The sequence below is a fragment of the Mesorhizobium sp. CU3 genome (assembly GCF_006442965.1).
Classification (GTDB): Bacteria; Pseudomonadota; Alphaproteobacteria; order Rhizobiales; family Rhizobiaceae; genus Mesorhizobium.
The window spans coordinates 126,759-139,943 of the sequence record NZ_VFWX01000001.1; the positions used below are offsets into that span (position 1 = coordinate 126,759).

11 protein-coding genes and 1 tRNA gene are annotated in these 13,185 nt (G+C 63.1%); 7 read left to right on the forward strand and 5 right to left on the reverse strand.

The genetic code is table 11. From position 1 onward, the window contains the following. The first annotated feature begins 176 nt into the window (after nt 1–176). Nucleotides 177–3,662, forward strand: a complete 3,486-nt coding sequence (locus tag FJ988_RS00640) for a PAS domain-containing hybrid sensor histidine kinase/response regulator (protein WP_140814738.1) — start codon at nt 177–179, stop codon at nt 3,660–3,662. Nucleotides 3,663–3,707: 45 nt separating this feature from the next. Here FJ988_RS00640 and FJ988_RS00645 read toward each other — a convergent pair whose 3' ends face one another. Together FJ988_RS00645 and FJ988_RS00650 are read right to left on the reverse strand one after the other, a co-directional pair. After that, nucleotides 3,708–4,367 carry a response regulator transcription factor gene (locus FJ988_RS00645; protein ID WP_140814740.1) on the reverse strand — a complete coding sequence of 220 codons (660 nt, stop codon included), beginning with the start codon at nt 4,365–4,367 and terminating at the stop codon, nt 3,708–3,710. A 130-nt stretch (nt 4,368–4,497) separates the two neighbouring features. Then, nucleotides 4,498–4,929 (reverse strand): hypothetical protein, encoded by a 432-nt coding sequence (locus FJ988_RS00650; protein ID WP_140815319.1) that lies wholly within the window; start codon nt 4,927–4,929, stop codon nt 4,498–4,500. Between the two features lie 114 nt (nt 4,930–5,043). Here FJ988_RS00650 and FJ988_RS00655 point away from each other — a divergent pair, with 114 nt between their 5' ends. Together FJ988_RS00655 and FJ988_RS00660 are read left to right on the forward strand one after the other, a co-directional pair. Beyond that, complete coding sequence (locus tag FJ988_RS00655) at nt 5,044–5,394, forward strand: DUF952 domain-containing protein (protein WP_140814741.1); 351 nt, start codon at nt 5,044–5,046, stop codon at nt 5,392–5,394. Then, nucleotides 5,391–6,473: a quinone-dependent dihydroorotate dehydrogenase gene (locus FJ988_RS00660; RefSeq protein WP_140814743.1), complete on the forward strand. Its 1,083-nt coding sequence runs from the start codon at nt 5,391–5,393 to the stop codon at nt 6,471–6,473. The genes FJ988_RS00655 and FJ988_RS00660 overlap by 4 nt, the downstream gene beginning before the upstream one ends. Here FJ988_RS00660 and FJ988_RS00665 read toward each other — a convergent pair. Further along, entirely contained in the window at nt 6,466–7,800 is a 1,335-nt protein-coding gene (locus FJ988_RS00665; RefSeq protein ID WP_407067691.1) for an MATE family efflux transporter, read from the reverse strand. The genes FJ988_RS00660 and FJ988_RS00665 overlap by 8 nt on opposite strands. A 140-nt stretch (nt 7,801–7,940) precedes the next feature. On the opposite strand from FJ988_RS00665, the gene FJ988_RS00670 reads away from it, so the two are divergent. After that, the gene (locus FJ988_RS00670) at nt 7,941–8,843 is read left to right on the forward strand and encodes a histone deacetylase (protein WP_140814747.1); all 903 of its coding nucleotides are present in this window, start codon (nt 7,941–7,943) and stop codon (nt 8,841–8,843) included. 1 nt (nt 8,844) lies between these two features. On the opposite strand, the gene FJ988_RS00675 is transcribed toward FJ988_RS00670, so the two are convergent. Continuing rightward, complete coding sequence (locus FJ988_RS00675; RefSeq protein ID WP_140814748.1) at nt 8,845–9,108, reverse strand: DUF6460 domain-containing protein; 264 nt, start codon at nt 9,106–9,108, stop codon at nt 8,845–8,847. A 304-nt stretch (nt 9,109–9,412) separates the two neighbouring features. Between FJ988_RS00675 and FJ988_RS00680 the strand changes: the two genes are divergently transcribed. From FJ988_RS00680 to FJ988_RS00690, 3 genes are all read left to right on the forward strand, one after another. Continuing rightward, complete coding sequence (locus tag FJ988_RS00680; RefSeq protein WP_140814750.1) at nt 9,413–11,314, forward strand: acyltransferase family protein; 1,902 nt, start codon at nt 9,413–9,415, stop codon at nt 11,312–11,314. Nucleotides 11,315–11,538: 224 nt separating this feature from the next. Further along, nucleotides 11,539–11,612, forward strand: a tRNA-Gly gene (locus FJ988_RS00685). A gap of 113 nt (nt 11,613–11,725) precedes the next feature. Further along, on the forward strand, nt 11,726–12,682 hold the full coding sequence (locus FJ988_RS00690) for a hypothetical protein (protein ID WP_140814752.1): 957 nt from the start codon (nt 11,726–11,728) through the stop codon (nt 12,680–12,682). Nucleotides 12,683–12,799: 117 nt separating this feature from the next. Here the strand turns inward: FJ988_RS00690 and FJ988_RS00695 are convergent, their stop codons facing one another. Continuing rightward, entirely contained in the window at nt 12,800–13,120 is a 321-nt protein-coding gene (locus tag FJ988_RS00695; RefSeq protein WP_140814754.1) for a protamine-2 (modular protein), read from the reverse strand. Nucleotides 13,121–13,185 lie beyond the last annotated feature (65 nt).

The window sequence follows — 13,185 nt, forward strand, 5'->3', positions numbered from 1 at the left end:
GATGGACTTGGGCGCCGAGCTGTGGTTGCGTCTGGAGCGGCCCGGCGTCTGATTGAAATCGCCGAGCCGCTCCAGGTATCTGCTCTTGCGCAATTCCGAATGGAAAACCGCTTGGCACTTTTCCTGGAACTGCTTGACGGCCGGATGAAGAACCGGCCAGGGAGGAAGTGCGGACCGTGCTGGGCTGGTTCGTCGTCATCATCGCGATCGCCTATGTGACGCTGCTTTTCGCCATCGCCAGCGTCGGCGACCGGCGCGCGGCGGCGGCCGGGTTCGGCCGGGCGCGGCCGTTCATCTATGCGCTCAGCCTCGCCATCTACTGCACCTCCTGGACCTTCTTCGGCTCGGTCGGCCTTTCTTCCGAGCGCGGCCTCGAATTCCTCGGGATCTATACCGGGCCGGTGCTGGTCTTCGTGTTCGGCTTTCCACTGCTCAATCGGCTGGTCAGGCTGGCGAAAAGCGAGAAGATCACCTCGATCGCCGATCTTCTCGGCGCCCGCTACGGCAAGAGCTTCACCGTCGCGGCGATCGCAACGCTGATCGCGACGATCGGCGCGGTGCCCTATATCGCGCTGCAGCTCAAGGCGATCTCCGGCTCCGTCAGCCTGATGGTCGAGCACTATACCGGCTCGCCGCCGTCCTTCGATCCTTTCGTCAGCGACATCTCGCTGGTGGTGGCGATGCTTCTGGCGCTGTTTGCCGTTCTGTTCGGCACCCGCCATGCCGATGCGACCGAGCACCAGGACGGCCTGATGCTGGCGGTCTCGGTCGAAACGGTGGTCAAGCTAGCCGCTTTCCTCGCCATCGGCCTGATGGTGACTTTCCTGATCTTCGGCGGCCCCGGCGACATGTTCGCCAAGCTTTCCGCCAACGGCCAAGTGCGGCGGGCGATGACATACAACACCTCCCTGGCCACCTGGCTGGTGCTGACCGGCTTGAGCGGCTTTGCCATATTAATGCTGCCGCGCCAGTTCTACGTCACCATCGTCGAGAACCGCAGCGAGGCGGAGCTGCGCACCGCGACCTGGGTGTTCCCGCTCTATCTGGTGGCGATCAACCTGTTCGTGCTGCCGATCGCCTTTGCCGGCCTGTCGCTGGTCGGCGAAAAGACCAGCAGCGACCTGTACGTGCTGTCGCTGCCGCTGTTCAGCGGCCATGACGTGCTGGCGATGGCGGCCTTCATCGGCGGCCTGTCGGCGGCGACCGCCATGGTCATCGTCGAAAGCGTGGCTCTGTCGATCATGATCTCCAACGACCTCGTCATCCCGCTGTTCGTGCGTCGCGTGATCAAGACCAGCGCTTCGGAGAACGAGGATTGGTCGACGCTGATCCTCAACGTGCGCCGTGCCTCGATCTTCATCATGCTGTTCATCGCCTTCCTCTATTACCGCGAGAGCACCGACAGCGCGCGGCTGTCGTCGATCGGGCTGATGTCGTTCGCGGCGATCGCGCAATTCGCGCCGGCGCTGATCGGCGGGCTGATCTGGCGGCGCGCCAACGGCCGGGGCGCGGCACTAGGCATGGTCGCCGGCATCGCGGTCTGGAGCTACACGCTGCTGCTGCCTTCGCTGGTCGGCGCCAATGCCGATATCCTCGTGCATGGCCTGTTCGGCTTCGAGGCGCTGAGGCCGCAGGCGCTTTTCGGCACGGTCGGCGAGCCGCTGAACCACGGCGTGCTGTGGAGCCTGTCGGTCAATGCGCTGTTCTTCGTGCTCGGATCGCTGTCGCGCGCGGCGGTGCCGCTGGAGCGCATCCAGGCGGCGATCTTTGTGCCCCGCGAGGCAGGCCCGCTGCCCAGCCTACGTCGCTTCCGCACCGCCGTCACCGTCAACGACCTGAAAGACACCATCTCGCGCTATCTCGGCGTCGAGCGCACCGAGCGTTCGTTCCAGTCCTTCGAGAAGAACGCCAAGGTCTCGCTCCACGGCAAGGAGCAGGCCAGCATGGATGTCATCCGCTTCTCGGAGCAGTTGCTGGCAAGCGCCGTCGGCTCGTCCTCGGCCAGGCTCATCCTGTCGCTGCTGTTTCGCCGCAACGACCGCGATTCCAAGGATGCCTTCAAGCTGCTCGACGACGCCACCGAGGCGCTGCAGCACAACCGCGACCTCTTACAGATCGCGCTCGACCAGATGGAGCAAGGCATCACCGTCTTCGACCGCGACTTCCGGCTGATCTGCTGGAACCGGCAATACCGGTCGCTGTTCGACCTGCCGGACGAGATGGGTCAAGTCGGCGTCTCGCTGGACCAGATCCTGCGCCATCTCGCCGAGCGCGGCGACATTGCCACTGAACAGCGGGTGACGATGCTGAACCGTCTGACCAGCTTCGCCGGCCCCTGGCAGATGGAGCTCAAGACCAGCGGCCGTATCCTGGAGCTGCGCTCCAACCCGATGCCGGATGGCGGCATCGTCGCCACCTATGCCGATATTTCCGGCCGCGTCCAACAGGACCTTGCGCTGAAGCGGGCGAACGAGTCGCTGGAGCAGCGGGTCAAGACCCGCACCATCGAGCTCACCCGCGTCAACGAGGAACTGGCGCAGGCGCAGATGCTGGCCGAGGAGGCCAATCTCGGCAAGACGCGTTTCCTCGCCGCAGCCGGCCACGACATCCTGCAGCCCCTCAACGCCGCGCGGCTCTATTGCTCGTCGCTGATCGAGAAAGCCGGCAAAGGTCCGGCCGGCAAGGCGGCGGTCAACATCGAATCCTCGCTGGAATCGGTCGAGACCATCCTCGGCGCCGTGCTCGACATCTCGCGCCTCGATGCCGGCGCGATGAAGCCGGAGGACACCGCCTTCAATCTCGGCGGGCTGCTAGCCCAGATCGGCAACGATTTTCGCCCCTTGGCGGCCGAAAAGAAGCTAGAGCTGAGGATCATGCCGTCGTCGCTCGGCGTCATGACCGACCGCAATCTGTTGCGCCGGCTGATCCAGAACCTCGTCTCCAACGCCATCAAATACACGCGCGAGGGCAGGATCCTGGTCGGAGTCAGGCGGCGCGGCGAACTGGCCGAGATCCAGGTGATCGACACCGGCATCGGCATTGCCGGCGACAAGCTCAACACCGTCTTCCATGAATTCACCCGGCTCGACGAGGGCGCGCGTGAGGCCGAGGGGCTGGGCCTCGGCCTCTCGATCGTCGACCGCATCGCGCGGGTGCTGCGGCTCGAGATCCGCATCTATTCCAATCCGGGCAAGGGCACGCGTTTCTCGGTCCTGCTGCCGGTGGCGGCGGTCGCGGCGCCGCCACGCGAGACCGCCAAGACGCCGGCGCGGGCCGCCTCCTCGCTTGCCGGGCTCAATGTGCTGTGCATCGACAATGACGCGCGCATCCTCGACGGCATGCGCCTGCTCCTGGAAGGCTGGGGCTGCCATGTCGAGACGGCTGCGGGAGCCCGCGATCTCATGAAGCCGGGCGCGAGACGGCCGGACATCGTGCTTGCCGACTATCACCTGGACGGCGAAACCGGGTTAGAGGCCATCGAAGCGCTGCGCGCCGTTTACGGGCAGGATCTGCCTTGCGTGCTGGTCACCGCCGACCGCTCCAGCGAAGTCCGCGCCGCCGCAGGCAAGCTCGACATAGCGGTGATCAACAAGCCGCTGAAGCCAGCGGTGCTGCGCTCGACGATGGCGCGCGTCAGGCCGCTGGCATCGGCGGCGGAGTAAGTTTAAAGACCCGGGATCCATCCCACCGAACGGTTGGCATTGGAGCTAGCCTGCGGTCTGCAGCGGGTCGCCGCCGATCTTCGACAGCTGGATCACCGCTTGGGTCCGGCTGTCGACGCCGAGTTTTTGCAGCACAGCCGAGACATGCGCCTTGATGGTGGCCTCGGAGACGCCGAGTTCATAGGCGATCTGTTTGTTGAGCAGGCCTTCGGCCAGCATGCCGAGCACGCGGGTCTGCTGCGGCGTCAGCGCCTGCAGCCGCTTGATCAGGTCGGAAATCTCCGGATCGCGCTCGACGCCGAGGTCGATGCCGGTGGGAGCGGCGATATCGCCGGCGAGCACCGCCTGCACGGCCGAGCGGATTTCCTCCATACTGGCAGATTTGGAGATGAAACCGGAGGCGCCAAGATCGAGCGCGCGGCGGATGGTGACGGGGTCGTCATGCGCCGACACCACAACCAGCGGCACCGCCGGATGGATGCCGCGCAGCGCAATCAGGCCTGACAGGCCGCTGGCGCCCGGCATCGACAGGTCGAGCAGCACCATGTCGATGTCTTCATTGGCCAGCACCAGCGCCTTGGCGCTCTCGAAATCGCCGGCTTCATGGATGGCGGCGACGTCGCCGATGCCGCCCAGCGCCTCCTTCAAGGCGCCGCGGAAAAGCGGATGGTCGTCGGCAATGACGAAGCTGTGGCCCGACGGCAAATATCCCTCCCCGATCCCATCATGATTTTCTGCTTGTTGCGGGGATCAGAATGATTATGCGGCGGCGCGCGGCGCCTTTTCAAGCGGCAAAGGCAGCGCGCTGGGTTTTCCCCAAAACGGTCGATCCGGGTCAGGTCTTCTGCTGGTTCAGCTTGGCGCCGCCGTCGTCCTTGTCCATGTCCTTCACGATGTCCTTGAAGGTGCGGAAGAACTGCTCCATGTAGCCCATCGTCTTGTTGAAATCCTCCTGGCTGGGCAGTTGGGATTCCAGCCGGGCGGAGAGCGAGTTCTCGAGCTTGGCGACGCGCTCGTCGAGCGCCTTGACCGAATTGTCGAGACGGTCGATCTCGTCCTGATAGGCGGCGCGCTCGTCGGCCGCCATTTTGCAGACGAGTTGGCCGGAGCGCTCCTCGCAGATCGACATGGCGCCGGTCCTTGTGTCCATGCGGACATAGCCGTCGGCGGATTTTTCCAGCCGGTAATGGTCGGTCTCTTCCGAATAGGCGGAAGCGGCGACCAGCGAGCAGAGCGCCGCCGGGATCAGTATGTGCTGAAGACGCATGTTGTTGTCCTCCATCAGCCATTGCGCAAAGCAGTATCGCAGGTTTGCGCCGGAAATGGGGAAGATCAGCGCTTGCGCCTTCCCCATGCCTTCCGTTCGGACTATAGCGCGAGAATGTCTCAGATTATCTACAAGATTGCACCCGAGGCGCTTTGGCGCGATGCCGAGAAGAACGGCAGCTTCACCGGCGCGCCGATCGACATCGCCGACGGCTTCATTCATTTCTCGACCGCCGCCCAGGCCCGCGAGACGGCGGCCAAGCATTTCGCCGGGCAGACGGACCTGCTGCTGATAGCGATCGACGCGGCGAAACTGGGCCATGCGCTGAAATACGAGGTGTCGCGCGGCGGCGCGCTGTTCCCGCATCTCTATGCGCCGCTTGGCCTCGACGCGGTCCGTTGGGTGAAACCATTACCGCTCGGCGCCGATGGCCGCCACGAATTCCCTGCGCTGGAGGACGAATGAGCGTGCTCGACCGGATCGGCCAGAAACTGCTTTTCTCTTTCGATCCGGAAACCGCGCATGGCATGTCGATCGCGGCGCTGCGTTGCGGCTTGCCGGTCGGCGCGACCGCGAAGCGCGACGCGCGGCTCGAGACCAGCCTCTGCGGCCTCGATTTCCCGAACCCGCTCGGCATGGCCGCCGGCTACGACAAGAACGCCGAAGTGCCGGACGCGCTGCTCGGGCTTGGCTTCGGCTTCGCCGAGGTCGGCACCATCACGCCGCTGCCGCAGTCCGGCAATCCGAAGCCGCGTATCTTCCGGCTGACGGCGGATGAAGCGGTGATCAACCGGCTGGGCTTCAACAATGAAGGCCATGCGGCGGCCGAAAAGCGGCTTGCCGCGCGCAAGGGACGGCCCGGCATCGTCGGCGTCAACATCGGCGCCAACAAGGACAGCGCCGACCGCATCGGCGACTATGAGCGCGGCGTCACCCGTTTTGCGGCTCTTGCCAGCTATCTCACCGTCAACATCTCCTCGCCAAACACGCCGGGGCTGCGCAACATGCAGGCGCGCGAGCAGCTCAGCGAACTTCTGTCGCGCGTCATGGCAGCGCGTGCGGCAGCCCCGGCGCTGCCGCCGATCTTCCTCAAGATCGCGCCCGATCTCGTCGACGCGGAGCTGGAGGACATCGCCGCCGAGGTCGCCGAGAAAAAGATCGATGGCGTCATCGTATCCAACACGACACTCGCGCGGGCGGGCCTGCGCAGCGGCGGTGCGACCAATGAGACCGGCGGTCTCTCGGGCAAGCCGCTGTTCGAGCGCTCGACCGCGGTGCTCGCCCGGATGCGCAAACTGCTCGGGCCTAACATCGCGATCATCGGCGTCGGCGGCATCGACTCGGTCGAGACGGCGCTGGAGAAGATCCGCGCCGGCGCAGATCTGGTCCAGCTTTACACGGGCATGATCTATGGCGGACCGGCGCTGCCAGGACGAATCGTCGCCGGCATGGCGCGATTTGTAGAGCAGGAGCGGCTTGGCTCGATCCGGGATTTGCGCGACACGAGTTGCGAGCGCTGGGCGTCAAAGCCGATAATCAGCTGAATGCTGTCCGCACCCTGAGCCTGAGTACACCGAGCAGGCTCAAACCTCTTACCAGCAGGAAAACGTGCAGCGATGCCCACAGCCCGTTGTTGCCGAAGACAGGGGCCAGCGTGACGAGCGCGGCGCTGAAGGCGAGGAAAGATATGAGCATCATGTTGCGCATGTCGCGCGACCAGGTGGCGCCGATGAAGACGCCATCCATCTGGAAGGCGAGCACGCCGCTCAGCGCCGTGAAGGCCGCCCAGGGCAGATAGGTATCGGCGACCGCGCGCACATCCGCCGACGTCGTCACCAATGCCACCAGACTGGCGCCCGCCGTCAGCAATACAAGCGTAGCGAAAGCCGCGAGGCCGAACCCCCAGATCAGCGTGAGCTGCACGGCGCGGCGGAAGGGCGCTGCCGCATGCGCGCCGATGGCCCGGCCGGTGAGTTGCTCGGCGGCGGTGGCGAAGCCGTCGAGGAAATAGCCGGCGATGAGGAAGAAATTCATCAAGACGGCGTTGGCGGCGAGCGTCACCGTGCCGAACTGCGCGCCCTGCCGCGTGAACAGCGCGAAGGCGGCCAGCAGCGAGAAGGAGCGGATCATGATGTCGCGATTGAGCGACAGCATACGCTTGTAGGCCGGCAGGTCGAGGATGCGCCGGCGCGACGGCCGCTCCAGTTTGCGGAACCGCAGCACCACGATCGTCAGGCCAAGCAGCATGGCCAGGAATTCGCCTGTGACGGTTGCCCAGGCGACGCCGGCAACGCCCCAGCCAAGCTCCAGGCCGAGCAGGAAGCAGAGCGCGATGTTGATGCCGTTGAGCACCGCCTGCAGCATCAGGCCCAAGCCGCCCTCGCCGCGCCCCAGCACGTAGCCCAATATGGCGTAGTTGATCAGCGAGAAGGGTGCGGCCAGCAGCCTGATGCGGATATAGATCGACATCGCCGCGCTGACCCGGGGCTCCGCGCTCATGAACCACTGGCCGCCCACGGCAAGGAGCGGCGCAAGCGCGGCAAGGATGATGCCGGCGACGACCGCGATCAGCACGGCGCGCCACAGCACCGCCTGCTCCTCCAGCGCATCGCCGCGGCCGAAAGCCTGAGCGACTAGTCCGGTGGTGCCGGAGCGCAGGAAGTTGAAAGTGGTGAAGACGACATCGAATACGAGCGATCCGGCGGCGAGGCCGCCGAGCAAGGCCGCGTCGCCGAATTGGCCGACCACCGCGGTATCGACAATGCCGAGCAGCGGCGTCGTCAGATAGGCGAGCGTCATCGGAATGGCGATCGCCAACACCGAGCGGTTGGTGACGGCAAAGGACCTGGCATTGGCCCGAGTTCCGTCCAAGGGGGTCGCATCCAAGGGGTTGCTGCCTGGCTGTTGCTGCTTGATCGAAAAGCCGATGTGCCTCAGTTTGCCGGCGTCGTGCAACCACCATCCAATCAACTGCCAACCGAATCTCAAAGCTGGCGCAGACCGCCTCATACATGCCGCTGCAGATTGTCCATCACCCCGACTATGACGCCGGTTTCGCCGTCAACCACCGCTTCCCGATGAGCAAATACCCGCTGCTGATGGAAGCGTTGCGCGAGCGCGGGCTGGCCGTGTCTGAAGCGCTGTCGGTGCCTGAACCGGCGCCGGCGGCATGGCTGAAGCTGGCCCATGCGGCCGATTATGTCGACCAGGTGATTGCCTGCCGCGTCCCGGAGAAGATCGAGCGCGAGATCGGCTTTCCGGTCAGCCCACGCGTGTCGCTGAGGGCACAATTGGCGACAGCCGGCACGGTGCTGGCGGCACGGCTGGCGTTGAGACATGGCGTTGCCTGCAACGCCGCCGGCGGCAGCCATCATGCGCGGCGCGCGCAGGGAGCCGGCTTCTGCACCTTCAACGATGTCGCGGTCGCTTCGCTGGCGCTGCTTGGAGAGGGCGCCGTCGAAAACATTCTGGTCGTCGATCTCGACGTGCATCAGGGCGACGGCACCGCCGACATTTTGCACGATGAACCCCGCGCCTTTACCTTTTCCATGCATGGCGAGCGCAATTACCCCGTGCGCAAGATCGCGTCTGACCTCGATCTCGCACTACCGGATGGGACCAGCGATCAAGCCTATCTGGAACGGCTCGCGAGCATCCTGCCGGAGCTGTCCGGGCAACGGCGCTGGGACATCGTCTTTTACAATGCCGGCGTCGACGTCCATGCCGAGGACAGGCTTGGCCGGCTGGCGCTGAGCGATGACGGCATCCGCGCTCGCGACGAGATGGTCATCGGACATTTCCGGGCACGCGGCGTGCCGGTTTGCGGCGTCATCGGCGGCGGCTATTCGACAGACGTGCCAGCGCTGGCCGCGCGCCACGCCATCCTGTTCGAGGCGGCGGCCGGCTACACTTGAATCACTTCCGGTAACTGGCAATCCGAAGCAGGACGAACACCGGCACGACGATCGCGGCGCCGAGCAGGATATAGCCGAGGAACCGGTCGATGGCACGGAAGCCGAGATTCCACAGGTCGATGAAAAATTGGCGGATGCCGTAGAAGACATCCATCGGCGACCAGCCGAAGGCATGCATGACGAGGCCGACGAGGAAGGAGATCACCAGCAGCTTCAGGAATACCCTGAGCGGCGAGTCGCCGAGAAATCGCGTCAGTGCGGACAAGGCTTCTCTCCAGATACTGGCTGTCCGATTCGAACCGTTGGCTCAGAAATACGCAGTTGCCGGCCCCGCTTCAAGCTTGGCCTGCAAGCTCGAGCCAAAGCCGAGCCGCCTAGTTCCGACTTTGCCACACACTGGCTTGACACATATGTTGCAGTGCAGCAAACTCAAGCCGTCATTCGTGGAGATCGGCAAACAAGACTCAATCGTATCAGCCGGACACCTCCGGCACTTTCGCTGCGATCTCCATCACGTTGTCCCAGTCGCCGCGCAGGCGCCGCCAGATGTTGTCGGTGAGTTTATTGGAATGAATTACAGGCGTGACATCGACGGCCTCAGGGCTGTCGCCGTTCTTCCGGTCGTGCTCTTTCACTTTGGCGTGTCGGCCCTGCCGGGCGGCTTTACCGGCGTGGATATCTTCTTCGTCATATCGGGCTACCTGATCACGGGAAGCCTGTTGGACGATATCGAGCGGGGCGAGTTTTCGATCGCCAGGTTCTACTGGCGCCGTTGCCGGCGCATCCTGCCGGCGCTGTTCTTTGTCGTGCTCCTCACATGCATCGCTGCCTGGTTCATCCTGCTGCCGTCGGACTTCGATGATTTCAGCCTGAGCGTGATAGCGGCCTCGACGTTCTGGTCGAACATCTATTTCTGGAAAACGACAAACTACTTCTCCATCGACGCAGAACTGCGACCCCTCCTGCATACGTGGTCGCTCTCGGTCGAAGAGCAGTACTATATCTTCTTCCCGATCCTGGTGTTCCTGATCCATCGCTATTTCTCGAAGCGATGGTTGACGGTGCTGGTGCCGATCATGCTTGCCAGCTTCGTGCTGGCGGTGTTGGCGACATCGATGGCGCCGACCGCGGGCTTCTACCTGCTGCCGACACGGTTGTGGGAACTCATGCTGGGCGCCGTGCTCATGCTGAAGAAACCGCCAGCCCTGAACAACGCATGGGCGATGGAACTGGTCGGCCTGGCCGGCTTCGGTTTGATCGCCTTCGGATTCCTCGGGCTATCCGAGAGCGATCCATTCCCGGGCTACAATGCTTTGTTTCCGTGCCTAGGAACCGCCCTTCTGATCTACGCAGGGCAGCCGGCGGCGACGAGACAAGCGACTACGAGGCGGGCTACCCTTGCCACACGCATACTCCAAGTTGGCCCGCTCGTCTGGATCGGCCTGATTTCATACTCGCTCTATCTCGTTCACTGGCCGATCAATTCGTTTGCCCACTATCTTTCGCTGCAGGCCATCGCCCCGTCGACGGCTTTCGCACTGGTGGTTGCCAGCATCGTGCTGGCGGCATTCTCCTGGAAATATGTCGAACAGCCCTTTCGACAGAAGCGATCGTTCACCGCTCCGCTGCCGATCTTCGCCTTTTCGGGCGCAGCGATTGCCCTGGCTTGTGCTTTCGGCCTGGCCGGAGCCATGGGCAACGGCTTTGCGCATCGATTCCCGGACTTCCGGCAGCAGCGCATCAGCGTCGGCGACTGGCGCAATGGCGTTTGTTTCAACGAGGGCGCGAGCCGGATAGAGGATTGGAATCTGGCCGATTGCACCCGCACGCATGGCTTTGCCACCAATGTCTTGCTGTGGGGGGATTCGTTTGCCGCGCACTATGTTTCCGGGCTCGATGCCAACATAGGCAGGATCCAGGCGAACGTCATTGAATACACCTATGCGGGCTGTCCCCCGGATCTCACCTACTTTTCCTATGCCCGCCCCAATTGCACGCGCTTCAACGAGCGGGCCTTGCAACTCATCCACGATGCGGGAATCAAATCGGTGATCCTGAGCGGCCGATGGACCGACTACGAGGTCAGAGGCTTCGACGGTCTGCAGAAGACGATCGACCGCCTTCGCGAGTTGGGTGTGCGGGTCTATGTGATCGGGCAATCTCCGGAATTCATAGCCGACGTTCAGAAGATCGCCTTCTTCGCCAGGCGCGGGAACGTCGAACATACATCCTGGCCCATGGCCATGGACCCCAAGATCAACGAACGGGTCATTTTGTTCACCAAAGGCGCAACGTTCATCGATCCGCTGGCGTTCCTGTGCGACGCCAAGGGCTGTTCCTACGCCGATGCCGGCAGCGGCAAGTTCCTCTACTTCGACTATGGTCATTTCTCGACCGCGGGGGCAGAGCTGGCAATTTCCAAATATTGGCCGCGTTTTACCGCCACCGATGCGGTTGCGACGGCGAAGTGACGATTGGATCGGCATGACGTTTCGTTGAAACCATCCGCCCCTGCCTCAGTTCAGGCTCCGAATCGCGACCGCCTTGCGATTGGCCGGCATTTCCGCGCTCCGAGACTGTCACAATGCGGGGCGGTCGCTTCAGGGCGTGGATATCGACCTGCGGAGGCCACGCAGATCACCGCCCGGCTTTGCCGATTGCTTGAGGGCGCGCCATCATGGTAACGAGGGTTCGCGCGGGTATGATGTAATGGTAGCCTGTCAGCTTCCCAAGCTGAACGCGCGGGTTCGATTCCCGCTACCCGCTCCAGCCTACGGCGAAATTCTGAGCTTCGGTTTTCGGCAATGCTGCGGTTGACATCGCATCCTGCGCGTCGACGGCTTTGAGCCGATCGCAGCTTGCGGTTGTTGGATTGGCCGCGGATGGATAAAAGGCGAAACATGCCGCGCGCTTTATCGAAATACACCGTCCGCGAATGGTTCAGACTACGGCCGTTGGTCGATCGCAAGAACCATGCTCGCTATCAAGTCAGGGAGCGGATCTCATTGGCCAGGAACGCCCGTCCGGTGCTTCTTCCTGCTATCCGCGACCGGAAAGCCCTGATCACGATCAGCTTCAACGACGTCGAGGTTATCGACTGGCAGACCAAGCTTGTCGCAATCAATGTTCCCGGCGCCGTCCACCTCATCGCTGACAACTCTACCGATCCGACAGCAAGGGCCGCCATCCGCGATATCTGCGCGTCGGCCGGTGTGACCTACGTCCCGCTCCCGTCCAACCCGTGGGCCGGGCGAAAAGTCGACGGAAGCAAATCGCATGGCTTCGCCCTTAACTGGGCCTGGGCAAACATTGTTCTTGCAAATCGTCCTTCTATGGTCGGATTTCTCGATCATGATATATTCCCTACGGAGAAGGCTGACCCATTTCGCCTGCTGGAGCGTGCCATCGTGGCCGGGGCGGTAAGAACAGCACCTGATGGGCGGTGGTATTTGTGGCCCGGCTTCGCCTTTTTCCATCTCGGCAAGCTGACGACTGACCGGCTCAATTTTGGCAAGGACTGGCTTGATGGTTTCGACACGGGCGGGTTGAATTGGGGACGTCTCTATCGATATCTCAATGACGTCGACCTTTGCGCGGCCAGTCATGAGCGATTGCCCATTGCGGACGATATAACTATCGACGACGCTCTTTCCGAGCGCATCGACAATTGGCTTCACGAAAGCTGCTATTCAACCACGGTCCACATGGACCCTGCACGCAGGCAACATCTGCTTGCGCTGAAACGAAACGGCACTCTCGAAACGCTACAAAAGTTTGACGGTATAGCTTTCCCGCCCCGTCTATCCCTGGGAAGCGATACAGATCCTGTCGAATTTTAGGGGCAAAGAGATCGCCAGATATGCCGCCGGCGCCGGATGCGACATCCCGAAGGCGAAAAACTGATCTCATGCATCGGGTCTTGCGCCTCGCAAGACCCGATGTAGAAAATGCTTTATTTACAGCCAGATGTTGATCCAGAAGCGCTCGCGCCAGCAGCGGCGGTGCCAGCGGCCATGACGCCAGTAACGACGGCACACACGCCTCCAGCCACGGCGACGGCGACGCCGACGGCGCCAATGTCCGTGGTAATGAGAGACCTGCTCGACTTCGGCCGGTTCGTCGCCATCGAAGACCGCATTGTCAGGCTTGTCGAGCTCGTCCAGGATTCCGTTGCCGGCGGGAATTCCGGCAACGGCCTTGCCAGGCCCGGCCAGGCTTGCAAGTGCGGCTGCCCCCGCAACGCCAAGCATTCCAGTCAGAAATAACCGACGTTCCATCAAAACCTCCCGAGCTGTTGAGCATCGGCGGCTCTTCCCTCACCCGCAACAGGCTCCAGCGAGCC

What these genes read in the sequence shown, in the direction of transcription:
- FJ988_RS00695 (WP_140814754.1), bottom strand. Translation starts at nt 13,120, where the DNA reads ATGGAACGTCGGTTATTTCTGACTGGAATGCTTGGCGTTGCGGGGGCA.
- FJ988_RS00690 (WP_140814752.1), top strand. Translation starts at nt 11,726, where the DNA reads ATGGATAAAAGGCGAAACATGCCGCGCGCTTTATCGAAATACACCGTC.
- FJ988_RS00650 (WP_140815319.1), bottom strand. Translation starts at nt 4,929, where the DNA reads ATGCGTCTTCAGCACATACTGATCCCGGCGGCGCTCTGCTCGCTGGTC.
- FJ988_RS00655 (WP_140814741.1), top strand. Translation starts at nt 5,044, where the DNA reads ATGTCTCAGATTATCTACAAGATTGCACCCGAGGCGCTTTGGCGCGAT.
- FJ988_RS00670 (WP_140814747.1), top strand. Translation starts at nt 7,941, where the DNA reads ATGCCGCTGCAGATTGTCCATCACCCCGACTATGACGCCGGTTTCGCC.
- FJ988_RS00680 (WP_140814750.1), top strand. Translation starts at nt 9,413, where the DNA reads ATGAATTACAGGCGTGACATCGACGGCCTCAGGGCTGTCGCCGTTCTT.
- FJ988_RS00660 (WP_140814743.1), top strand. Translation starts at nt 5,391, where the DNA reads ATGAGCGTGCTCGACCGGATCGGCCAGAAACTGCTTTTCTCTTTCGAT.